Annotated in this window: 22 protein-coding genes and 1 pseudogene; 16 read left to right on the top strand and 7 right to left on the bottom strand. The window is 67.8% G+C overall.

The window, feature by feature from the left end; all coding sequences use genetic code 11:
• Positions 1 to 10 precede the first annotated feature (10 nt).
• From AC3WRR_RS27525 to AC3WRR_RS27510, 4 genes are all read left to right on the top strand, one after another.
• On the top strand, positions 11 to 550 hold the full coding sequence (locus AC3WRR_RS27525; protein ID WP_011614492.1) for a single-stranded DNA-binding protein: 540 nt from the start codon (positions 11 to 13) through the stop codon (positions 548 to 550).
• 202 nt (positions 551 to 752) lie between these two features.
• Entirely contained in the window at positions 753 to 1,796 is a 1,044-nt protein-coding gene (locus AC3WRR_RS27520) for a porin (RefSeq protein WP_492298642.1), read from the top strand.
• Positions 1,797 to 1,811: 15 nt separating this feature from the next.
• A complete protein-coding gene (locus AC3WRR_RS27515) occupies positions 1,812 to 2,798 on the top strand; it encodes a Bug family tripartite tricarboxylate transporter substrate binding protein (protein ID WP_492298640.1) in 987 nt (328 codons plus the stop codon).
• Positions 2,795 to 3,730 carry a BMP family lipoprotein gene (locus AC3WRR_RS27510; RefSeq protein WP_454749211.1) on the top strand — a complete coding sequence of 312 codons (936 nt, stop codon included), beginning with the start codon at positions 2,795 to 2,797 and terminating at the stop codon, positions 3,728 to 3,730. The genes AC3WRR_RS27515 and AC3WRR_RS27510 overlap by 4 nt, the downstream gene beginning before the upstream one ends.
• Positions 3,731 to 3,757: 27 nt before the next feature.
• Here the strand turns inward: AC3WRR_RS27510 and AC3WRR_RS27505 are convergent, their stop codons facing one another.
• Positions 3,758 to 4,930, bottom strand: coding sequence for a GGDEF domain-containing protein (locus AC3WRR_RS27505; protein ID WP_454749212.1), 1,173 nt, complete (start codon positions 4,928 to 4,930; stop codon positions 3,758 to 3,760).
• A 405-nt stretch (positions 4,931 to 5,335) separates the two neighbouring features.
• Here AC3WRR_RS27505 and AC3WRR_RS27500 point away from each other — a divergent pair, with 405 nt between their 5' ends.
• Positions 5,336 to 5,674: an RcnB family protein gene (locus AC3WRR_RS27500; protein ID WP_011614497.1), complete on the top strand. Its 339-nt coding sequence runs from the start codon at positions 5,336 to 5,338 to the stop codon at positions 5,672 to 5,674.
• A gap of 85 nt (positions 5,675 to 5,759) precedes the next feature.
• Here AC3WRR_RS27500 and AC3WRR_RS27495 read toward each other — a convergent pair whose 3' ends face one another.
• The gene (locus AC3WRR_RS27495; protein ID WP_492294495.1) at positions 5,760 to 6,008 is read right to left on the bottom strand and encodes a PA2433 domain-containing protein; all 249 of its coding nucleotides are present in this window, start codon (positions 6,006 to 6,008) and stop codon (positions 5,760 to 5,762) included.
• 108 nt (positions 6,009 to 6,116) lie between these two features.
• Here AC3WRR_RS27495 and AC3WRR_RS27490 point away from each other — a divergent pair, with 108 nt between their 5' ends.
• From AC3WRR_RS27490 to AC3WRR_RS27470, 5 genes and pseudogenes are all read left to right on the top strand, one after another.
• Positions 6,117 to 6,323: a hypothetical protein gene (locus AC3WRR_RS27490; RefSeq protein WP_454749213.1), complete on the top strand. Its 207-nt coding sequence runs from the start codon at positions 6,117 to 6,119 to the stop codon at positions 6,321 to 6,323.
• Between the two features lie 203 nt (positions 6,324 to 6,526).
• On the top strand, positions 6,527 to 7,516 hold the full coding sequence (locus tag AC3WRR_RS27485) for a collagen-like protein (RefSeq protein WP_454749214.1): 990 nt from the start codon (positions 6,527 to 6,529) through the stop codon (positions 7,514 to 7,516).
• Between the two features lie 179 nt (positions 7,517 to 7,695).
• Positions 7,696 to 8,196, top strand: a complete 501-nt coding sequence (locus tag AC3WRR_RS27480) for a two pore domain potassium channel family protein (protein ID WP_439668524.1) — start codon at positions 7,696 to 7,698, stop codon at positions 8,194 to 8,196.
• Between the two features lie 60 nt (positions 8,197 to 8,256).
• A pseudogene (locus tag AC3WRR_RS27475) lies at positions 8,257 to 9,108 on the top strand (DUF308 domain-containing protein); the annotation flags it as partial.
• Between the two features lie 45 nt (positions 9,109 to 9,153).
• Positions 9,154 to 9,504 (top strand): hypothetical protein, encoded by a 351-nt coding sequence (locus tag AC3WRR_RS27470; RefSeq protein ID WP_010814412.1) that lies wholly within the window; start codon positions 9,154 to 9,156, stop codon positions 9,502 to 9,504.
• A gap of 23 nt (positions 9,505 to 9,527) precedes the next feature.
• Here AC3WRR_RS27470 and AC3WRR_RS27465 read toward each other — a convergent pair whose 3' ends face one another.
• Complete coding sequence (locus AC3WRR_RS27465) at positions 9,528 to 10,436, bottom strand: MurR/RpiR family transcriptional regulator (RefSeq protein WP_454749215.1); 909 nt, start codon at positions 10,434 to 10,436, stop codon at positions 9,528 to 9,530.
• A gap of 287 nt (positions 10,437 to 10,723) precedes the next feature.
• On the opposite strand from AC3WRR_RS27465, the gene AC3WRR_RS27460 reads away from it, so the two are divergent.
• From AC3WRR_RS27460 to AC3WRR_RS27435, 6 genes are read left to right on the top strand one after another with little or no spacing between them, the layout of a single operon-like run.
• The gene (locus AC3WRR_RS27460) at positions 10,724 to 11,245 is read left to right on the top strand and encodes a type IV pilin protein (protein WP_058697904.1); all 522 of its coding nucleotides are present in this window, start codon (positions 10,724 to 10,726) and stop codon (positions 11,243 to 11,245) included.
• Between the two features lie 2 nt (positions 11,246 to 11,247).
• Positions 11,248 to 11,742: a GspH/FimT family pseudopilin gene (locus AC3WRR_RS27455; protein ID WP_010814415.1), complete on the top strand. Its 495-nt coding sequence runs from the start codon at positions 11,248 to 11,250 to the stop codon at positions 11,740 to 11,742.
• A complete protein-coding gene (locus AC3WRR_RS27450; RefSeq protein ID WP_492298638.1) occupies positions 11,739 to 12,362 on the top strand; it encodes a type IV pilus modification PilV family protein in 624 nt (207 codons plus the stop codon). The genes AC3WRR_RS27455 and AC3WRR_RS27450 overlap by 4 nt, the downstream gene beginning before the upstream one ends.
• Entirely contained in the window at positions 12,359 to 13,402 is a 1,044-nt protein-coding gene (locus tag AC3WRR_RS27445; protein WP_010814417.1) for a PilW family protein, read from the top strand. Before AC3WRR_RS27450 ends, AC3WRR_RS27445 begins: the two co-directional genes overlap by 4 nt.
• 34 nt (positions 13,403 to 13,436) lie before the next feature.
• The gene (locus AC3WRR_RS27440) at positions 13,437 to 13,994 is read left to right on the top strand and encodes a pilus assembly PilX N-terminal domain-containing protein (protein ID WP_010814418.1); all 558 of its coding nucleotides are present in this window, start codon (positions 13,437 to 13,439) and stop codon (positions 13,992 to 13,994) included.
• A gap of 40 nt (positions 13,995 to 14,034) precedes the next feature.
• A complete protein-coding gene (locus tag AC3WRR_RS27435; RefSeq protein WP_011614506.1) occupies positions 14,035 to 17,307 on the top strand; it encodes a pilus assembly protein in 3,273 nt (1,090 codons plus the stop codon).
• A gap of 10 nt (positions 17,308 to 17,317) precedes the next feature.
• On the opposite strand, the gene AC3WRR_RS27430 is transcribed toward AC3WRR_RS27435, so the two are convergent.
• Genes AC3WRR_RS27430 through AC3WRR_RS27415 form a run of 4 tightly spaced genes read right to left on the bottom strand, consistent with a single transcriptional unit; the run spans position 17,318 to position 21,895 of the window.
• On the bottom strand, positions 17,318 to 18,808 hold the full coding sequence (locus tag AC3WRR_RS27430; RefSeq protein WP_492298635.1) for an efflux transporter outer membrane subunit: 1,491 nt from the start codon (positions 18,806 to 18,808) through the stop codon (positions 17,318 to 17,320).
• Between the two features lie 11 nt (positions 18,809 to 18,819).
• Positions 18,820 to 19,983, bottom strand: a complete 1,164-nt coding sequence (locus tag AC3WRR_RS27425; RefSeq protein ID WP_010814421.1) for an ABC transporter permease — start codon at positions 19,981 to 19,983, stop codon at positions 18,820 to 18,822.
• Positions 19,980 to 20,948, bottom strand: coding sequence for an ABC transporter ATP-binding protein (locus tag AC3WRR_RS27420; RefSeq protein ID WP_492298633.1), 969 nt, complete (start codon positions 20,946 to 20,948; stop codon positions 19,980 to 19,982). The genes AC3WRR_RS27425 and AC3WRR_RS27420 overlap by 4 nt, the downstream gene beginning before the upstream one ends.
• The gene (locus AC3WRR_RS27415) at positions 20,945 to 21,895 is read right to left on the bottom strand and encodes an HlyD family secretion protein (protein WP_492298654.1); all 951 of its coding nucleotides are present in this window, start codon (positions 21,893 to 21,895) and stop codon (positions 20,945 to 20,947) included. The genes AC3WRR_RS27420 and AC3WRR_RS27415 overlap by 4 nt, the downstream gene beginning before the upstream one ends.
• Positions 21,896 to 21,913: the final 18 nt, after the last annotated feature.

Here is a 21,913-nt window from a genome sequence, read left to right as displayed (position 1 = left end):
AGAACATTTCATGGCATCGGTCAACAAAGTCATTCTCGTCGGCAACCTCGGCGCAGACCCGGAAACCCGCTACCTGCCCAGCGGCGACGCCGTGACCAATATCCGCCTGGCGACCACCGATCGCTACAAGGACAAGCAGAGCGGCGAGATGAAGGAGGCCACCGAATGGCACCGCGTCTCGTTCTTCGGCAAGATCGCCGAAATCGCCGGCCAGTACCTGCGCAAGGGATCGTCGGTCTATATCGAAGGCCGCATCCGCACCCGCAAGTGGCAGGACCAGTCGGGCCAGGACAAGTACTCCACTGAAATCGTTGCCGACCAGATGCAGATGCTGGGCTCGCGCCAGGGTGGTGGCGGCGGTGGCGGTGACGAAGGCGGCTACGGTGGCGGCGCAGGCGGCGGTGGTGGCTACAGCCGCGAAGCGTCGGGCGGCGGCTACGGCGGTGGCCGCGGCGGCCAGGGCGGCGGCCAGAGCGGTGGCGCTGCGCGCCGGCCGCAGCAGCCCGCCTCGAATGGTTTCGAGGATATGGACGACGATATCCCGTTCTGAGCACGGACTCGCTTCAAGCATCACCCCCGAAAGCCCGCATAAGCGGGCTTTTTTGTGTCCGCATTTTCCGCGCAAACCGCATTTCCTCATGCGCACACATTCGTATGCGGATGTGCGGCCACACCCTATATTTTGCATTCTTAATTTGTATGCAAACTGAGGGTGGTGCGTGAAGGTGGGGAACACAAGGCGCAGTCACGCCATGGCGCTTGCCGGCGTGCTGGCGGGGGCGAGCTGCGGCGTTACGCAGCAGGCGCAGGCGCAATCAGTATCGACTTCCATATCGGTCTACGGCCTGATCGACACCATGGTCCGCTACTCGGACAACAACCGCGGGGACGAGCGCCTGGCTGAACTGAGCGAGGGCTACTTCAGCGGTTCGCGCTGGGGCGCGCGCGGCAATGAGGCGCTGGGTGCGGGATGGTCGGCGCTGTTCAACCTGGAAAGCGGCTTCGACCTGGCCTCGGGTACTTCGCTGCAAGGCACCGCGGCGTCGAACTACGGACAGGTTGGCACGCAGGGTACAGGCCGGCTGTTCGGCCGGCAGTCTTACCTGGGGATCGAGCACCAGGCGTGGGGGAAGCTGACGTTCGGACGCCAGTTCACCACGGCCTATGACGCGACCTTCCGCTTCCAGCCCTATGGCCATCCCAATCTCGATGCGGTGGCCATTCTTAACGGCTATACCGGTCCGCGGCAAGACAACATGGCGAAGTACGCGGGCAGGTGGGGCGCGTTCTCGGCGGCGGCGCACTATACCTTCGGCGAAGTGCCGGGCGATGCGGCGGCCAGCAGCAGCCGGGGGCTGGCGCTGGCCTGGACCACGGCACGGATCGACATTGGTGCCCTGTTCCAGAGCACCAATGCGCTGGCCACCGAAGAGAAGCGCACGATCTGGGGCATCGGCGGCAGCAGCCAGCTGGGGCGCGTCAAGCTGGCGCTCGGCTACCTGGACAACCGCTACCACCTGAGCCCGACCCGCAACCATGTGCTGACCGGCGGCGCCACGGTGCAGGCAATGCCCGCGCTGGCGGTGTCGCTGGCGGCCGGCTATGACCGGCAGAGCGCCGCCAGCGGCCACCGGCTGATGCTGACCAGCGTGGCGGAGTACAGCTTGTCCAGACGCACCAGCGTCTATGCGGAAGCCGATTTCAACCGCATCAGCGGCAGCTATGCGCTGCCCGCCTTCATGGGCGTGCGTGGCAACAAGTTCGGCGGCGGCGTCGGCCTGCGCCATCGCCTGTAAAGCCGGAGGGCCACCGTGATTTCGAGAAGACAGTTCCTTGCCGCGGCGCTGGCCGCGCCGGCATTGCCGGGGATGCCGGCGCGCGCGGACAGCGGTGCCGCGGCATGGCCACGCCATCCGGTGCGGCTGGTGGTGACTTTCCCGCCGGGCGGGTCCAGCGACATCGTGGCGCGGCTGCTGGCACCGGTGCTGCAGGAAAAGCTGGGGCAGCCATTCGTGGCCGACAACCGGCCGGGGGCGGGATCGACGATTGGCGCGGCTGCGGTCGCCGCGGCGCCCAATGACGGCTACACGCTGCTGATGTCGAACTCGGCGGCGCTGAGCATCTCGCCGTTCCTGCTCAGGCGGCCCGCCTACGACCCGGTACGCAGCTTCACGCACGTGCATTACATCGGCGCGGTGCCGACCGTCTTTGCCGTGCATCCGTCGGTGCCGGCGCGCAACCTCGCGGAGCTGGCGGCGTGGATCCGCGCGCAGCGCGAGCCGGTGCCGTTCGGCAGCGGCGGGGCGGCGTCGGTGGCGCATATCGTCGGCGAGGTGTTTGGCCAGCAGGCGGGGTTGCGGCTGACCCATGTGCCATACAAGGGCGCGGGTCCGATGCGCGCCGACCTGCTCGGCGGACAGATCCCGTTTGCGGTGGATGCCCTGCCGCAGAACCTGCCGTTGCTGCAGTCCGGCGCCTTGCGCCTGCTGGCGGTGACCTCGGCGCAACGCGTGCCGCAGGCGCCCCAGCTGCCCACCGTGGCGCAAGCCGGCTATCCCGGCCTGGTGGCCGAAAACTTCGTCGGCGTCTCCGCGCCGGCCAACCTGCCTGAGGACATCGTGCAACGCTTGCATCAACAACTGCAGGTCATCCTGCAACAACCGGCCCTGCGCGGCCGCCTGGAAGCCCAGGGCTTTGTGCTGGCCGAGCGCCGGCCCGATGAGTTTGCCGCCTACGTACGCCAGCAGGCGCAGGCCTGGGGTCCTGTGGTCGTGGCAACCGGGGCGACGCTGTCATGAGCGCGCGCATCCAGGTAGTGCTGTTCGGGCCCGAAGGACGCGGCAGCTTCAATGAAGCCGGGCATGCCGGCGCCATGCGCGCACGCAATGCCGGCCACGACGTGGCGGTGACGTGGATTGCCGATCCGGATCCGCAGGCGCGCGCAGCAGCGCTGCTGGCGCTGTGCCAGACCGGCCCGGACCTGATCGTTGCGCATGGCGGACAGGGGGACTATCCCGTTTCTGTTGCCGCGGCTCGCCATCCCGCCCGGCGCTTCGTGGTCACGCAGGGCAGCGTGCTGTGCGCCAACACCGCGAGCTATGAGGTGCTGCAGGAACAGTCCGCCTTCCTTGCCGGCGTGCTGGCGGCGACGGATTCGCGCACCGGCGTGGTCGCCCATCTGTCGGGCGAAAAGGTGCGCCCCGGGCTGAAGGGGCGCGCGGCGTTTCTCCATGGCGTGCGCAGCGTAGTGCCTGGCCTGCCGGCACTCACGACCTTCTGCGGCAACCAGCACGATCCGGCGTTGGCCGGCGACGCGGTTGCCGCGCAGGTCCGCGCCGGCGCAGATATCGTCTTTGCGATGATCGACGGCGGCCGCGACGGTGCCATCGCCGCCTGCCGCGCCGCGGGCATCCGCCAGATCGGCAACGTGGTCGACTGGACCAGCAGGCATCCCGATGTCGTCCTGGCTTCCGCGGTGGCCGACAGCGGCTTGTGCGTCGAGCAGGCGATCGGGGATTTCGAACGGGACCAAATTGCGTGGGGAACCACCCGCAGCTTCGGGCTGGAAGCGCCGGCGGCCGTCCGCCTTGCCCTGGGCCGCGATGTCAGCCAGGCCGCGCGCGCGGCGCTCGACCACTGGAGCCAGCGGTTGCTCGATGGCGGCGTGTCCGTGGCGCAGAGCTATGACGGGCCGGAGTTTGCGGTGGTGGGCACGCCCACGGTTGCTTAGCCGCGCCGGACGGGAGGCACGGCAGCATCATGCCAGCACCGGCAAGCCGGCCTCCCGTTCCCACTCCACGCAATTCCTGCCCTTGTTCTTGGCCGCATACAGCACGTTATCCGCGCGCATCAGCAGGGCTTCCAGGTCTTCGCCGGGCCGCAGCGTGGCCACGCCAAAGCTGGCGGTCACCGTGTGCATGCCCGGCAGGACGTCCATTTCCGTGCTCTCCAGCGTCTGGCGCAAGCGTTCGGCCAGGTGCAAGGCTGCATCGGGCGGGGTATCGGGCAACAGCACGACGAACTCCTCGCCGCCCAGGCGCGCGGCGATATCGCGCCGCCGGATGCCGGCGGCGATGATCCGGCCGATTTGCGCCAGCACCGCGTCGCCGGCGCTGTGGCCGTAATTGTCGTTGATGCACTTGAAGAAATCGAGATCGCACAGCAGCACGCTCAGCGGCTTGCCCTGAGGTGGCGGGATTTCCCGCGCGGCCAGCGCCTCCAGGCTGCGGCGCGTGTGCAGCTGCGTCAGCGGATCGGTGTCGCGTTCATGCCGCAGGCCGTCGATCACGTCCAGCGTGGTCGCCGCCAGCAGCGCCAGCGCCAGCGTGAGCAGCAGCAATGCCATGGTGACCTGCAGCCACAGCCAGTAGGCCGAGCGGGTGAGGGCGGCAGCGTCCTGTCCGATGACCGGAGCAATGGTCAGCACCGTGCGCGGCAGGAAATGGAGGGCAAACAGCAGGAAGACCCAGAACAGCACCTGGTCCGCGGTGCTGCCTGTGCGCAGGCGGGCCAGCGGCGCGATGCCCAGCAGCAGGATCAGCGCGATGCCGACATTCAGGATGTAGATGCGGGCGACCAGCTGGGGTTGCATGAAATCAAACCAGGCAAGCGCAGCAAACAGGGCCAGCGGCAGCGACACCAGCGCGCAGGTATCGACGCGCGCGCCGATGCGCGCCAGCATGCCACGCAGCATCAGCACGGCGCTGCCCAGGTAGAGCGCACCGGTGACGGTGGCGTTGCCGCCGCCGTTGCGCGGCTGCCAGATGATCTGCAAGGTGATGGCAACCGCGTACAGCAAATAGCAGGCACCTAGCTCCAGCAGGTAGTGCCGCGTGCGCTCATGGTTCCAGGCCAGCAGGAAGCAGAGCGAAAGCAGGATGGCCATGGCGGGATTGACCAGGGCCAGGAATTGACCAGTATCGTGCAACACGGAGAGTCCCCAGTTTTTATGGTTCTCTGGCAGGGACGGGTGCCCGCGTGCGAAGCGCCGTGAACAGGGCGTAAGCCAGGGAACATCGAGGGCGGTACGCGCCCGCGGCGCGGGTCGCGGGGTCGCGGGGCCGCGGCCCGCTGACAGCTGAGTGGTGGCCGCCCGTAACAAATTGTTTCTGTCAGGACCCATTCTAGTCACGGGTGGCGTCGGCGGCTCCCCCCCAATGGGTGCCAACCGGCAAACAATTGTGAACAATCTGTCAGGGCGCGAATGCCCCGTCGGTCAAATCGAGCGCCAGCGCATGGACGGCGGATGCCGCAGTTGTCCGCATTTGTGACTAATCTGGTAGATGCTGTCCGGATCCTCCGGCAGTTCGGTTTTCCCGTACGCAAGGAGATCACGATGAAGACCAAGAAAGCGATGCCGGCACTGTTGCTGGCGGCAAGCGTGCTGGCGGCGCCGTTTGCGATGGCGCAGGGTGGTGCCAAGTCCAAGCCGATGGCAGATCCCATGGCCGCCTCCGCGCCGGCGGCGCAGAACTCGCCTTATATGCAGGTGCAGCAGTGGAAGAAGGGTGACCGGCTGCCCACCGAGTTCAGGGACCGCCAGTATGTGATCGACGACTACAAGCAATACAACCTGCCCGCGCCGCGCAAGGGCACGCGCTGGGTCGGGATTGGCGCGGAATATTACCTGGTGGCGCCCAACGGTGTGGTCCAGCAGGTTGGATCGGGGTCCTGACCCGGCCTGCTGCGGCGACGACCGCGGGAAAAATAAACAAAGCCGCCGCGCCTGGGCGCGTGGCGGCTCTTCTTTGCGATCGGTCTCAGATACCCAGGATCTTTTTCGCTTCGAGCAGCGATTTCATCGATTCGTCATGCTTGCCGGCCTTGTGATAGGCCTCGCCGTCGGCGCGCAGCTTGGCAACCTTGGCGGAATTTTCCGGCGACAGCGCCGGCTTGGTCGACAGTTTGGCGTCGATGGCCTTCATCTCGTTGGGGCAGTTATGGGCCAGCGCCAGGCCGGGGGCGCTGGCCAGCAGCAGTGCCGTAAGGACTAGGACAGATTTGCGCACGATGGCCTCCGCGAGGACGCTGTTGGGATTTCCAGCATAGTCCATCGCCGCGCCATGCTGCGCCTGGCCGTTTGCCGGTGCCGCGCATATTCCCCCACGAAGGGGTAAATGGCGATTATTCGTTTCTCCTTTGAACAGCCCGGAGCCACGCTATCCCATCCGCAACTCAACCGTTCGGGCGAGATATTGCCGGTATTTTTTGGCCGCACCGGCGCGCACGGATGCGGTCGTGTGGTGCTTGAATTCGCCCGCTCTGAATCGGGCCAGGTGCCCGCCGTGTTACCGCCAGGCGCGGCAATCCGGGTATTTTCATAATTATTATCCCGAGTCATCCGGGATTTCAAACGGGCGTTGACGCTATTAGGACGGGGCAGTTTTTCGCCGCTCCGGAAACGCGCTTCATTAATGAAACAGCCCGTGCAAATGCACGATTTATCGGAATCACCGCGATCTCTAGATTGAACTCACCCGGCACAGATCCGGGCATGCCATTCATGAGAAACCGGGGGGCTTCCATCGTGCAACGCATTGACCTGAAACTCGCGGCGATCCCGCTCGCCTGCCTCGCTATCCTGCTCGCAGGATGCGGTGGCGGTGGCGGCGATTCCGCGCCAGCCAGCGCCGCGCCATCCGCCAGCGCGGCCGGCCCGGCCGGCGCGAACGGCAAGACCATCCTGTCCGGCGCCAATGCGCCCGCGGCGGACGTTGGCACGGACGGCGACTTCTACCTCAATGCCTTGACCTCGACGCTCTACGGACCCAAGGCTGACGGGGCCTGGCCTGCCGGCGTGTCGCTGGTCGGCCCGCAAGGCGTGGCCGGGGCGCCCGGCGCCGTGCTGCTGCACGGCGCGGCAGATCCCACCGCTGCCGATGGCAGCAAAGGCAGCTTCTACCTCAATACGGCCACCAATACGCTGTTCGGCCCGAAGACGGCCGAGGGCTGGCCGGCCGGGGTCTCCGTGGTTGGCCTGACTGGTCCGGTCGGGGCGCAAGGTCCGCAGGGCGAGAAGGGCGAGAAGGGCGACACCGGTGAAACTGGCGCCACCGGCCCCCAGGGCCAGCAAGGAGAGACAGGCGCCGGCGCGACGATCTATACCGCCAACTTTGCTGTGTACGACTCGCCGGATGGCAATGGCACCTATGTCATGACCGGCACCGCGCTGGACCGGCAAAGCAACGATCCGAATTTCGGCGCTGTGATGCCGGTGGGCTGCAGCGGCGGCCTGACCCTGAACGCGAGCCTGGCGGGCCCGGTGCCCGATGACGAGGTCAAGTACACCCTGGCGGCATACCGTGTCGCCAGCGGCGCGGCGCTGGAAACGATCTCCCCGCTTGCCATCACCGATGCGTCCGCCTGTTCGCTCGGCGCCACCGTGCGGACCTGCTCGGCGCCGGCCACGACGGCGGTGGCGGCCAACGACATTGTCCAGGTGCAGGTCAGTGGCAACCGCAACTTCAAATGGGGCGGCGGGCTGTACGTCAACCTCTCCTGCAAGAGCAGCAGCTGATCCATGCGGCGGCCACCCGGCCGCCACCGACCCTCTGCCAGGGCTACGAGCACGGCCGCGCGCCCGCCGCGCCCGCTCCCTGGTTTTCCTGCACGCCTTCCAGTGTTATTTTGGAGGGCGGCTTTTTTTTCCGCGCTGTTCCCGATCGTCCCGGACACCGACCAGGCCTGCCGCTGCGCATGGAAACCTCCGCCGAACACTATTCGCTGGCCCTGCTGTGCGCCGCCGTCCTGACCGTGACCGTGGTCGGCATCCACTACGAGGCACTGCGGCTGCTGTCAGCGATACACCCCCGGCGCTGGAGCGGGCGCATGAACATCGGCGTGCTGATCGTCTGCATCATCGTGGTCCATTGCCTGGAAGCGCTGGTGTTCGCGCTGGGTTTCTGGTTCGCCGACGGGGTGCTGGGCCTGGGCGGACTGACCGCGATGGGCGTTTCCAGCGTGTCCGGCGTCCACACGCAGCCAGGCGCGCTGGTCTACGCCTACTTTGCGCTGGAGACCTTCACCACGCAGAGCCTGGGCGACATCGTCCCGGTGGGCGCCAGCCGCCTGATCGCCAGCATCGAGCCGCTGGTCGGCCTGATCCTGATCGGCTGGTCCACCTCGTTCACCTATGTCATGATGCGCCGCGACTGGGAGCTCGAGCGGGACGAAGGAGGCGGGCGTCGCGCGCCCTAGCGGAATCTCCGCGCCACAGCTTGCTGTTGGCCGTATTGTCCTGTGGCCCAACCACGGGCCGCTCCCGCCGCCGGTCCGGCAACCGATACGGCTGCTGCCGCCGATGCGCCCGACATGACCATCTGGGACGGTCCGCCCGGACCCGGCGAGCACGCGCTGACCGTGCATGTCTGGACCCCGGTCGGGTCCGCCCGCGGCGAAGCGCGCCGCCAGCCGCTGGTCGACCGCTATATCGCCGCGGTGGACCGCGACGGCGTGATCTCCACCGGCCATGCCGCGCTGGAATCGCCCGAGGGCATCTATATCAGCCTGTACCCGGCCGAGGAGATCGACCGCTCGCCCGACGAATTCACCCGCATCCTGCGCGCCACCCGCGAAAACGACGTGGGCGGCAAGTTCCAGCCGGATTACCAGACCGAATCGCGCGCCTGGTGCCCGTCGACCGTGGGCATCCGCAACTATGACCCCGGGCGCCTGGGCCGCTTCTGGAACGCCTACCGCCAGAACACCATCTACAACCTGACCCACCGCAACTGTTCCAGCACCGTCTCGCACGCGCTGGAAGCGGCGCTGGAAGGCGCGTCGGCCCGGGTCTGGCGCGAGGCCAGGGGCTGGCGGCCGCTCTGGCGCCTGCTGACCAAGCCGGAGTTGTGGGTGGCGGCGCAGATCGGCAAGCGCGCCAAGACCATGGCCTGGACGCCCGGCCTGACGCTGGACTACGCGCGCGCGCTCAGCATGCTGGCCGATCCGCGGCCGTCCGGCTGGGCCAGCATGACCCGGCTGGCGCTGGGGCAGATGCGGCGCCGGCGCCAGGACTGGCGCGAGGCGGCGCGTACCCAGGCAGGCGCAGGTGGCATCGACGCCGCAAATGCCGGAAATGCCGGTAGTGTCAGACAGGCCGCGAACGATTAAGCTGGCAGCCTTTGCATAAATTCATCGAGCCACAGGAGAGAAGTCATGCCGAGCCAGCGAACCCTGACCCGCATTGCCGCCATCGCCGCCCTGGCGATGGCCTGCAGCGCGCATGCGCAGAGGCCGGACGGGGACAGCGCTGCCGCCGCCGCCATCAACGAAGCGGTGCAGCAGGGCACCACGCCCTACCGTCCCGACCCGGCCGCGACGCCGGGCAGCATCCAGTCGGACGAATGCCGCGCCCTGGCCGCGCAGATCGCCGAAGCACCCAAGCGCGAATACCGTGCCACCCAGCCGGCCATCGAGACCGCGCAGGGCCGCATGATTCCGGAACTGGAGCGTGACCGGCCGAAGAGGTCGCTGCAGCAGGCGTACCGGGAGAAGTGCACGCAGTAGTGATGAGTGACTGGGGGCCACCCTCACTCGCGCCCCGCCACCACATACGCCCCGGTCCGGTGGAGCTCGCCCTCGGCTTGTTCCAGCGCGCGGATCGCGCCCTTGCCCTTGCGCGCCAGCAGTTGCTCGACCAGGGCCTCGACCACGGCCACGCCGGCGGTGACTGACGGGAAGAACGACGGGCTTTCCACCGAGAACAGCAACGTGCAGTCCGCCGCCAGCGCGATCGGCGCGACCGTGCTGTCGGTCAGCGCGATCACCTTGCAGCCGCACTCGCGCGCGGCGGCGGCGACGCGGATGCTTTCCTGCGAGTAGGGGGCGAAGCTGACCACCAGCACCGCATCCTTGGGCGCCAGGCCGCGCAGCTCCATCTCCAGCGTGCCGGCATCGGCGCGGATCAGGTGCACCGTGCCGCGGAACAGCCGGTAGACATAGTGGAAGGTGAACGCGATCGGAAAGCACGAGCGGAAACCCGCCACATGCACGCACGCCGCATGCGACAGCAGTTCCGCCGCTTGCTGCAGCGTCTTCTCGTTGTTGGCGGCGATCATGTCCAGGTTGTGGTGCTGCGCGTCCAGCATCTCGCCCAGCATGCGGCTGGAGCTGCTTTCACGCACCACCTTGCGCGCGCGGCGCGCGTACGGCTGGCTGCCGCCGCGCAGCGCATCGACGAACAGTTCACGCAGCCCCTGCCAGCCCTCGAAGCCGAGATGCTGCGACAGCCGCACCAGGGTGGCAGGCTGCACCCCGGCACTGGCCGCGATCTTGCGCATCGACAGCACCGGCACGTCCTGCGGATGGTCGAGCAGGTAGCGCGCGCCGCCCTGGAACTGCGTGCTGAGCGTGGGGAAGTTGCTGCGCAGCAGCGCCAGCAGGGCGTCCAGGTCCTGCGGCGGCGCTTGCGGCGATGGGGTAGGGCTGTCGGGCGGCATGGGCATTCCGGATTCGGTGTTTGTAACGATTGTTGCACAGGTGCGCCCGCGCGCGCATCGGGCCGGTCGAACAGGGCGGGTCAGGGTTCCCCCTCACTGACGGTTAACGTCTGCATATGCCTTGGCTGTATGTCCTGAGCAGGTCTCGTAACATCACTGTCTGTTCGCTACAACGCCGGTCGGCCGGCATCATATTTTCCTTACCCGCTTAGCAGATCGTGACTTACACTCCGCGCCATAACCTCCGGAATTGGTCATCCGGAACATAATTGGTATCGGAGCGCGGCATGGGACATAGAAGCCCGGCAGTGCGACACGGCGGGAGGGTCAACCCGTCGTTTCGGGTCATTGGGGAAGTTGGGGCAACCGGCAATCCGTGCCGGGGCTGGCGCCTGCGCGGCGCCAGGGCAGCGCATGGCTTCACGCTGATCGAGGTGATGATCACCGTGGCGGTCATTGCCATTCTTGCCGCCGTCGCCATTCCAAATTACAGCCGTCACGTCGTGCGCTCGCACCGGGCCGCGATCGAGTCCTTCATGCTGGAGGTCTCGAGCGCCCAGGAGCGCTACCTGGTCGACAACCGCGCCTATGCCGCCAATCTGGGCGCGCTGGGCATGTCGGTGCCGGCCGCGCAGGCAACGCGCTACGACGTCGCCGTGACGCCGAACGCGGCGCTGCCGCCCGGCTACAGCATCGTGGCCACGCCCAAGGGCAGCCAGCTCGCCGGCGACGCCGACTGCGGCTCGCTGACGCTGACCAGTGCCGGCGCGAAATCCGCGTCTGGTTCAGGCACCGACTGCTGGAACTGACCATGCGGCGCGCCACGTTCCCGCCGTCTTCGCCCGGCCGGCCCACCCGCCGCGGCTTCACCCTGGTCGAACTGCTGTGCGCCATGTCGGTGCTGGCGATCCTCGCGGTCGCGGCGGCGCCGTCGTTCTCTTCACTGATCGCCAACCAGCGCGTGCGCGGCGCCTCACATGACCTGACCTCGGCACTGCTGCTGGCGCGCAGCGAGGCAGTCAAGCGCAATGCCACGGTCACGCTGGCAGCCACCGGCGCCGCATGGACTGCCGGTTGGGCAGTCACCGCAGGCGCCGAGACGGTGCGCAGCTTCGGGCCCTACGGCGGCCTGACCATCACGCCCAGCGCTGCCGGGGCCCTTGCGCTTGGCAACGACGGCCGCCTCACGGGCGCGGCCATGACTTTCGAAGTGGCGCCCAACGGCGATACGGCAGCGGCGTCGCGCGTCTGCGTGCAGGTCAGCGAGACAGGCCGCGTCGCTTCCGACACGGGAGCCTGCTCATGAAGCAAAGAATTCCGCGGCTGCGGCCGAGCATGCCTGTCCGCCGCACGCAGCGCGGCTTCCTGCTGATCGAGGTGCTGGTGGCGGCAGTGATCCTGCTGGTCGCGCTGCTCGGCACCGCCGGGCTGGTGGCGCGCTCGGGCCAGACCGAGATGGAGTCCTACCAGCGCGTGCAGGCGCTGGCGCTGCTGCAGGACATGGTTGCGCGCCTCAACGCCAACCGCCAGGTGGCATCGTGCTATGCCAACGGCGCGACCGGCATGCAGCTGGGCAACGCGGCGGCGCCGCCGGCGGCGTGCACGCAGGGCACCGCCGCGCAGAAGGCTACCGCCGATGCGGACCTGCAGGCCTGGAACACCGCGCTGCTGGGTAGTGCCGAGATGCGCCTGGGGGCCAGCGCCGCTGATGCCGCCCAGGCCGTCGGCGCCATGATCGGCGCGCGCGGCTGCATCGAGACCGTCGACGCCGTCAACAATATCTACCGCATCACCGTGGCCTGGCAGGGCCTGGCCACCACCGGCGCGCCCGCGCTGGGCTGCGGCAAGGGCCAGTACGGCAACGATGCCTATCGCCGCGCGGTCAGCACGCAGATCCGTATCGGCACCCTGGGAACCGTGTCATGAGCCCCCTGCGCCTGTCCGCGCGCCGCCTGCGCCGCCAGCGCGGCATCTCGCTGGTCGAGCTGATGATCGGCATCACCATCGGCCTGGTGCTGCTGACCGCGCTGGCGAGCCTGTACCTTGCCAACAGCCTGTCGCGCACCGAATTCACCAAGTCTGCCGAGCAGGTCGAGAACGGCCGCTACGCGCTGGAGCAGATCCGGCGCGAAGTGGAGCTGGCGGGGTTCTTCGGCGTCGGCAACATTGCACGCAGCACCAAGGCCGCGGATCCGGCGCTGTGCGCGACGGATGCAGCCGCCCTTGGCTTCTCGCCTGCTGCCGAAACCGTGCCGGTGGCGCTGACCGGCTATGCGCCGGGCGTGGCGGCACCATGCCTGCCGGACCTGGCGCCGACTTCCGAGGTGCTGGTGATTCGGCGCGTGTCGACCACGGCGGTTGCCGCCCCGGCACCGGGCGTGCCCTACCTGCAGGTATCGGCCTGTTCGCAGGACACGCAGACCTTTGTCTTCGATGCCAGCGGCGCGGCGGCCTTCGGGCTGCGCACCAAGGCCTGCGATCCGGCCCAGCCGGCTGAACTGCGCCGCGCCATGGTGCGCATCTTCTACCTGGCCGGCTGCGACCGCTGCAGCAACGGCGGCGACGGCATCCCCACGCTGAAGATGGCCGAACTGGTCAACGGTGCGTTCCAGTCGCGCTCGGTCGCGCAGGGGGTGCAAGACATGCATGTGCTGTACGGTGTCGACCAGGACAGCAACGGCTCGGCCGACTGCTACGTGTCCGATCCCCGCGCGAACAACAGCGCCGTCTGCACCGCCGTTCCCGGCTATGACTGGGGCGTGGTGCTCAACAACCTGGCCAATGTCACCACGGTGCGCGTGCACCTGCTGGCGCGCACGCTGAAGCCCTCGGGCGGGCATTCAGACAACCGCACCTATGACCTCGGCCGCGCGGCGGCCGCAGGCCCGTTCAATGACGGCTACAAGCGCCACGTCTACGCCCAGGTGGCGCGGCTGGTCAATGTGGCCGGGCTGCGCGAGCAATAACGCCATACCGATTCAACACAGCGAAGAGCGAGCAATGATGAAGTCAACGGGCAGGCCGCTGCGCCGCAGGCAATCCGGGGTCACGCTGGTGGTGACGCTGGTGTTCATGGTGCTGTTCCTGCTGGTCGCCGTGGCCATGGTCAATTCGGGGCTGGTCAACGTCAAGGTGGCGGGCAACCAGCAGCACAGCGCCGAAGCACGCGACGTGGCGCAGCAGGCGATCGAGCAGGTGATCAGCGACGACTTCACCAAGGCGCCGGTTGCGGTGGATGTGCCGGTGGACGTGACGGGTGACGGCAAGGCGGATTACATCGCGCAGGTGGCGGCACCGACCTGCGTGACCAGCAAGCCAGTGGCCAAGGTGATCGATCCGGAAAAGCACCCGGAGGATGCCGAATGCACGCTGGGCAGCAGCACCGGCAATGGCAACCTGGTCATGGGCGCAAGCGGTGTCAGTGCGATCAGTTCGCTTTGCAACGATACGCAGTGGGATGTAGCAGCCACCGTCAATGACGTCAATACAACCGGCGCCGTCGCGACGGTGCACCAGGGCGTTGCGGTGCGCACGCTGTATGGCTCCACTTGCCCCTGAAGTCTCGGGCCAGATCCGGATCTTGAAAGGAAGAACCAGCATGTCCATGCCCGCTCGCCGGCTTCGCGCTTCCGCTGCCTGTGCCACAGCCCTGCTCGGGCTGGCTGCCGCGCCCGCGGCGATAGCCGAAGACATCGACCTGTTCACCGGCCTGCAGGCCAACTCCGGGTCGCGTCCCAACGTGCTGCTGATACTCGACAACGCATCGGCGTGGAATGCCAATGCCCAGGTCGATTGCGAAATGCAGAACGTGGTGAGCGCCAACAACGATAACAGCAACGTCGGCGCAGAGCAGTGCGCACTGTACAAGGCGGTGTCGGACCTGATCAATGATGACAAGACGAACGGCAAGATCAACCTTGGCGTGATGATGTTCGGGCAGGGCACCAATACGGGTGGCCAGTTCCGCTTCCCGAAGGTGACGCCGCCCACCGCGCCGTCCGGGCTGGTGCTGATGGAGAAAGGTGCGGGCGGACAGGACATGCTCGACTACATCAAGACCATCGACCGTACCAAGGACAGTGCCAACAACTCGCAGGTCGGCGGCGCCATGCAGGAGGCATGGGCCTTCTTCTCCGGCAAGACGGGATTGTCCGGCACCACATACAAGTCGCCGATCACCAACCCGTGCCAGAAGAACTTCATCATCTACATTGCCAACGCGCTCAACAACGGCAAGCCGCAGGACTCCGGCCAGGATGCCTACAACAAGCTCAAGGAGGCGGGCGCCACCACCGCGCAGCTCACTCCGATCCCGCTGCCCAAGGGCAACAACATCGACAACTGGGGCGATGAGTGGGCGCGCTTCCTGAACGACCTGGACCTGAACGCCGCCAACAACGCGGGCTCGACCACGGCGACGCGCCAGAACATCATTACCTACACCATCGGCGTCACTGACGGCAGTCAGCAAAGCCAGGACTACCTGCAGTTCGTCACCAGCATGGCCCAGAAGGGCGGGGGCGGCAACTTTACAGTCCGGGCCGGAGATGACGACGCGCTTTCGAAGGCGCTGAAGGACATCTTCAACGAGATGCAGGCGGTCAACAACGTATTTGCCTCGGTCAGCCTGCCGGTCAGCGTGAACGGGCAGGGTTCGTACCTGAACCAGGTCTATATCGGCATGTTCCGCCCGGACGGTAAGGCCCGTCCGCGCTGGGTGGGCAACCTCAAACAGTACAAGCTGGGCTATGACAGCAACGGCAATCTGGTGATGCTCGACGCCGGGGTGCAAGGCGCGATCGACCAGCCCCCGAAGAATGCGGTTAGCAACGCGGGGACCGGGTTTATATCGCCCAATGCCCGCAGCTACTGGACCGAGGATCCGCCGAAGGCGGTGGGCAGCTCCAGTATCGTGACGGACTGGCCCTCGGACGGGTTCTGGAAGAATGCCTCGTCGCTGCTGCGCAATGCCAAGGATTCACCCGACGGCGAGGTCGTCGAGAAGGGCGGCGCAGGAGAAATGCTGCGCGCAGACTACCTGACCAGTCAGGCCGGGCGCCGGCTGCTGACCTGCGCCGACGCGAAATGCAGCAAGGGGACCGCGCTGGCGAATTTCGATACCGCCAACAAGGCCCTCACCGAGGGCAACGGTCCGTCGCTGCTGAAGACCACTGCCGCGGATGTGGCCAATATGATCAGTTGGGTGCGCGGCAAGGACGTCTTCGCCACGCTGACCGGCACCGACCCCAAGAAAGAGGCGGAGCCCGGCCCCGGCGGCAACGTCACGGTGCGCGGCTCGATCCACGGCGACGTGCTGCATTCGCGCCCGGTGGTGGTCGACTACGGCGGCACCACTGGCGTAGTGGTTTTCTACGGTGCCAATGACGGTGTGTTCCATGCCGTCAACGGTAACCGCACTGCAGCCATTTCCACCACCGCGGGCACGGTGCGCGCGGGCGGTGAACTGTGGGGCTTCATCGCTCCCGAGTTCTACGGCAAGCTGGCGCGGATCTATAGCAACGCTCCCGAGGTGCGGCTGACGGGCAGCCCCCAGGACACCGCCGAGGTCCAGTTTGTTCCACGCGACTATTTCTTCGACGGCACCACGACGGTCTACCAGGACCTGAGCACCCCGGCCACGCCCCAGGTAAAGATCTACCTGACAGCACGGCGCGGCGGTCGCCTGATTTATGCATTGGACGTCAAGGATCCGGCAAAGCCGGAGTACCTTTGGAGCAAGACCAACGCCGACATCCCTGAACTGGGGCAGACCTGGTCGCAGCCGCGGGTGATGCGCGTGCGCGGCTACCCGACGCCTGTGCTGATCATGGGTGCGGGCTACGACCCCGATGGCGAGGATACCGACCCAGCGCTCAATGGCATCGCCACGGCGACGAACAAGCAAGGCCGCGGCGTGATCGTGCTCGACGCCGGGACGGGCGACGTGGTCTGGGCAGCCCTGGCCAATTGCGCTGGCATCAGCACGGGCACCTGCGTCACCATCAACAGCCGCGCGATTCCTTCCGACGTTGCCGTGGTGGACCGCAATGGTGATGGCTATGCCGAAAAGGCTTATGTCGGCGACGTCGGCGGCAATGTCTGGCGTATCGACTTCGGATCGACGGATACGGATACTCCGTCGACGTGGACGGTCGGCAAGCTCGCGCAATTGGGCGGCGCAGTGGACACCAACGAGGCGCGCAAGTTTCTCTATCCGCCCGATGTCGTCGCGACCGGCAAGTACGACGCGGTGATGATCGCCTCGGGCGACCGCGAAAAGCCGCTGTACTCGCTGAGCCAGACCCCTGGCGCGGCGCAGAACGTGCAGAACCGCTTCTTCATGGTCAAAGACCCGAACGTCGATGGGAGGCTGCCTTCGACCTGGACGGCGGTCAAGGCGGCCGATCTTGTCGATGCGACCAACGTGGCCTACCGCGATTCGGCGGTGGCTAGCGGCTTCTACTTGTCGCTGGAATTCGGCGAGAAGGCGGTCAATGCGCCGCTGACCGTGGCGGGCTACACGTACTTCGGCACCAACACGCCTTCCAAGGTCGAGCCCGGAGCCTGCTACCCCGACCTGGGCGTTGCGCGGGGCTACGCGGTGTCATTCCTGAGCGGGCTTGGCATGAACAACGGGCCGCGGTTTGTCAGGTTCGACAACGGCGGGCTGCCGCCGTCGCCGGTGTTCGGCATGGTGTCGGTCACGCAGACCGACGGATCGACCCGGCTGGTCCCGGTGCTGATCGGGGGCGGCAAGGCTGGTGCCTCGGGCGGCGACGACAAGTCATCGCTGGGCGGCCAGGAGGTGAAGCCCGCCAGCACCGGCAAGCGCAAGCGCACCTACTGGCACACGCAGAGCGACAAGACCTAGCCAGCCGCCATCACCGCGGTGCTGCCGCCACAGCGCCGCCTTCCTCCTCCCACCACCCACCCCCCAACGCCTGCAGCAGCGCGGCCGAATCCGCCAGCCGGTCGGCGCGCGCCTGCGCCAGTTCCAGCGACGCCTGGCGCGACTGCCGTTCGGCATCCAGCACCGTCAGCTGGCTGACGCCGCCGAGCTGGTACTGCTCCGACACCACCGCCAGCGTATCGCGCGCCTGCCGCGCGCTGTCGGCGCGTTCGCGCAGCGCGGCGGCATCGGTTTCGAGTGCGCGCAGCGAATCGGCCACGTTCTGCAGGCCCTGCAGCACGGCTTGCCGATACGCGGCCAGCGACTGCTCATAAGCCGCCTCCGCCGCACGTTTGCGTGCCTGCAGCTCGCCGCCGCGGAATACAGGCTGCACCAGCCCCGCGGCCAGGCTCCATACGTTCAGGCTGCTGAACAGGTCGCGCGCCGCGGTGGCCTGCGTGCCGCCGCTGGCGCTCAGCGTGATCTGCGGATAGAGGTTGGCGGTGGCCACGCCGATATTGGCCGAGGCCTGGTGCAGCAGGGCCTCGGCCGCGCGGATATCGGGACGGCGGCGTGCCAGCGTGGCCGGCAGGCTGACCGGCAGCGTGTCGGGCAGGTGCAGGTCGTCGAGGCGGAATTCGGGCAGCGTGGCCGAGGCCGGGGTCTGGCCCGTGTACACCGCGAGCTGGTGCCGCGTGGCATCGAGCTGGCGCTGCAGGGCCGGCACCAGGGCCTGGGCTTGCGCAAGCTCCGCGCGCTGGCGCTGCACGTCGACGCGCGCGACGCCGCCCGCGCGCAGGCGTTCCTCGGTGATGCCAAGCTGGCGCTGCTGGGCCGCCGCCACGGCGGCGGTATCGGCCAGTTGCGCGCGCAGGCCGGCTTCGCGGATGGCCGCGGTGGCCACGTTGGCGGCCAGCGCCAGGCGCGCGGCTTCCAGTTCATAGCGCTGGTAGTCCACCGCTGCCTGCAGTCCTTCCAGTTCGCGCCGCTGGCCGCCGAACAGGTCGAGCACGTACGACACCTGCACCGTGGCGCCGTAAAGCGTGAACGGGCCCGGGCTGGGGATCGCGGTGATGCCCAGGGACTGGAAGTCGACCTGCTGGCGCGTGGTGTTCAGTTTTGCGTCGACGGCGGGCCAGCGCGTCGCGCCGGTGCGCGCGGCCAGGTTCTCCTGCGCCTCGCGCAGCCGGGCGCGCGCCTGCGCCAGCGTCGGGCTGGCATCCAGCGCGCTGCGGATGGTGGCGTCCAGCGCCGGGCTGCGGAACAGCGTCCACCACTGCGCGGGCACGTCAGCGCCGGCGGCCAGGGTTTGCGCGTGGGATTGCCCGGCGGCGTCGGCGCTGTCGGCCGCGACGGTTGCCACCGGCTGCGGTCCCGGCACGTAGCCGGCGTCATCGGGCGGCGCGGGCGCACGGAAGTCGGGGCCGACGGCGCAGCCGCACAACAGTGCCGCGGCGGCAAACAGAGGCGTGAGTCGTTGCATGGCCAACCCCTTCAGTCCAGCGTGCGGCGGTAGAAGCGCACCGCAATTGCCATCACCACCACGATGAACAGCGCCATCGGCCACACATTGGGCCATAGCTCGACCCAGCCGTTGCCCTTGAGCAGGATGCCGCGCACCATGCGGTGGAAATACGTCATCGGCAGGATGTTGCCGATGGCCTGCGCCCAGCCCGGCATGCCGGCGAACGGGAACATGAAGCCGGACAGCAGGATGTTGGGCAGGAAGTAGAAGAACGTCAGCTGCATCGCCTGCAGCTGGTTCTGCGCCAGCGACGACAGCGTGATGCCCACCGTCAGGTTGGCCGCGATAAACAGCAGCGCCGCCAGGTACACCGCGAGCACCGAGCCGACGAACGGCACGCTGAAGATCCAGCGCGCGGCCAGCAGCACGATGGTCGCCTGGATCAGGCCGATGAAGATATAGGGCACGATCTTGCCGGTCATCACCTCGAGCGGCCGCACCGGCGTGGCCAGCAGGTTCTCCATGGTGCCGCGCTCGCGTTCGCGCGTCATGGCCAGGCCGGTCATCATCACCATGGTCATCGTCAGGATCACGCCCATCAGGCCGGGAATGATGTTGTATTGCGTGATGCCTTCCGGGTTGTAGAGCCGCTGCACCTGCACGTCGAAGGGCGGCTTGCCGCCGGCCAGCGGCGCCAGCGATCCCTTCAGGTCATGCGTGGCCACGCGGTAGGGCAGCTGCGGTAGCGCGGCGATGGCCTGGCCGGTGGCGGAGGGATCGGTGGCATCGGCCTCGACCAGCAGCGCGGGCCGTTCGCCGCGCAGCAGACGGCGCGTGAAGTCGGGCGGGATGGTCAGCACGAACTGCACCTCGCCCTTCATCAGCGCCTCGCGCCCGGCCTGTTCGTCCGGCAGCGTGCCGACCAGCTTGAAATACGTCGATTGCTCCATGCTGGCGATGAAGGAACGCGTGAATTCGCTCTGGTCGGCGGCAATCACCGCAGTCGGCAGGTGGCGCGGATCGGTGTTGATGGCAAAGCCGAACAGCAGCAGCTGCATGATCGGCAGCCCGATGATCATGCCGAAGGTGACGCGGTCGCGCCGCAGCTGCAGGAATTCCTTGAGCACGATGCTCCACCAGCGTTGCAACGAGAAGCGCTGTTGCGCGGCCGGGTTGCGGGCGGCGGCTGTCATGACGCCTCCCTGGCCTTGCGGGCTGCCATATTGTCTTCGGCCCCGCTCATCATGTGGATGAACACGTCTTCCAGGCTGGTCTGGGTTTGCTCGACGCGCCGGCCCGGTCCGGCCAGCCGCGCAAGCGTATCAGCCAGCGCCTGCGCATCGCGCCCGGTCACATGCAGCGCGGTGCCGAAGGCCACGGTCTGCTCCACGCCCGGCGCACCCTGCAGCTGCTCGGACAGCGCGGCGAGGTCGTCGCCTTCCACGCTCCAGGTCGACAGCTTCTGGCTGGCCACCACTTCATCGGCGGTGCCCTGCGCCAGCAGCTTGCCGTAGGCGATATAGGCCAGCTTGTGACAGCGCTCGGCCTCGTCCATGTAGTGCGTGCTGACCAGCACCGAGATGCCGCGCGCGGCCAGCTGGTGCAGCTGCTCCCAGAAGTCGCGCCGGGCCTTGGGGTCCACGCCCGCGGTGGGTTCGTCGAGCAGCAGCAGTTCGGGCTCGTGCAGCAGGCACGCCGCCAGCGCCAGCCGCTGCTTCCAGCCGCCAGACAGCGCGCCGGCCAGCTGCGCCGAGCGCGTGGCCAGGCCCAGGTCTTCCAGCGCGCGGTCGACCGCCTCGCGCCGGTTCGGCATGCCGTAAACGCGCGCGACGAAGTCCAGGTTCTCGCGGATCGACAGGTCGTCCCAGTAAGAGAACTTCTGCGTCATGTAGCCGACGCGGCGCTTGATCTCGTCGGACTCGCTGCGGATGTCGTAGCCCAGGCAGGTGCCCTCGCCGGAATCGGGCGTCAGCAGCCCGCACATCATGCGGATCGAGGTGGTCTTGCCGCTGCCGTTGGGGCCGAGGAAGCCGAAGATCTCGCCGCGCGCGACCTGCATGCTGAGGTCGTTGACCACGTGCTTGTCGCCGAAGTGCTTGTTCAGGCCGCGCACGTCGATGGCGAGTGCGGCCGCGCCGCCGTCCGCTCTGGTGTTCATTGCCGCACCACCTCGACGGGCTGGCCCGGCCGCAGCTTGGGCGCATCGGCCGCCGCCGGGCGCGCTTCGACCAGGAACACCAGCTTGCGCCGCGTCTCGTTGCTGTAGATCACCGGCGGCGTGTATTCGGCCTCGTTGGCTACGTAGCTGATGGTGGCCGCCACCGGCGCGGCGCAGCCGTCGCAGCGCACCTGCACCGCCTGGCCGTTGCGCAGCGCGCCCACCACCGTCTCCGGCACATAGAAGCGCACCTTGACGTTGCCCGGTGGCAGCATGCGCACCACGGGGCTGCCCGCCGGCACCCACTCGCCGAGGCGGTAGGGCGTGTCGTAGACCAGCCCCGCCTGGGTCGTGGCCACGGTCTTGCGCGACAGCTTCCACTCGGCCTGCGCCAGCGCCGCGCGCGCGGCCGCCACCTGCGCGGCCTGCGCGGCTTGCTGCGCATCCCGGCCCGGCAGCCGGGCCACGTCGATATCGCGCTGCAGTTCGCGCACGCGGGCGGCGTCGCTGCTGGCCTGTGCGCGCGATTCGTCCAGCTGCGCCTGCGCGATGCCGCCGATCTCATACTGGCGCTGGTCGCGCCGCAAGGCCGCGGCACTGCGCTGCGCCTGGGCCTGTGCCTGCGCCAGCTGGGCGCGGCTGACCTCGACTTCGACCGGGCGCTTGCCGGTCTTCATGTCTTGCAGCTGTGCCTCGGCTGCGCGCAGCTGGTCTTCGGCCTGCTGGCGCGCGGCGCGCTCGTCGTCGGATTCGAGTGCAAACAGCGCGGCGCCCTGGCCGACCTGCTGGCCGCGCTGCACCGACAGCGTGTCGAGGCGCCCGGCGAACGGCGAGGCCACGCTGACGAATTCGCCTTCGACATAGCCTTGCCAGGTGTCGGCGCGTTCACGGCTGCAAGCGGCGAGCAGCAGCACCGCCGCCAGCGTGGCAAGCGCCGCTGCCGGCAGTTGCGGGCGGGTGGGGTG

Source organism: Cupriavidus sp. FW305-3-2-15-C-LB2 (assembly GCF_058787575.1).
Note: the sequence above shows the minus strand (reverse complement) of the source record. Positions and strands in the feature narration are given on the sequence as shown.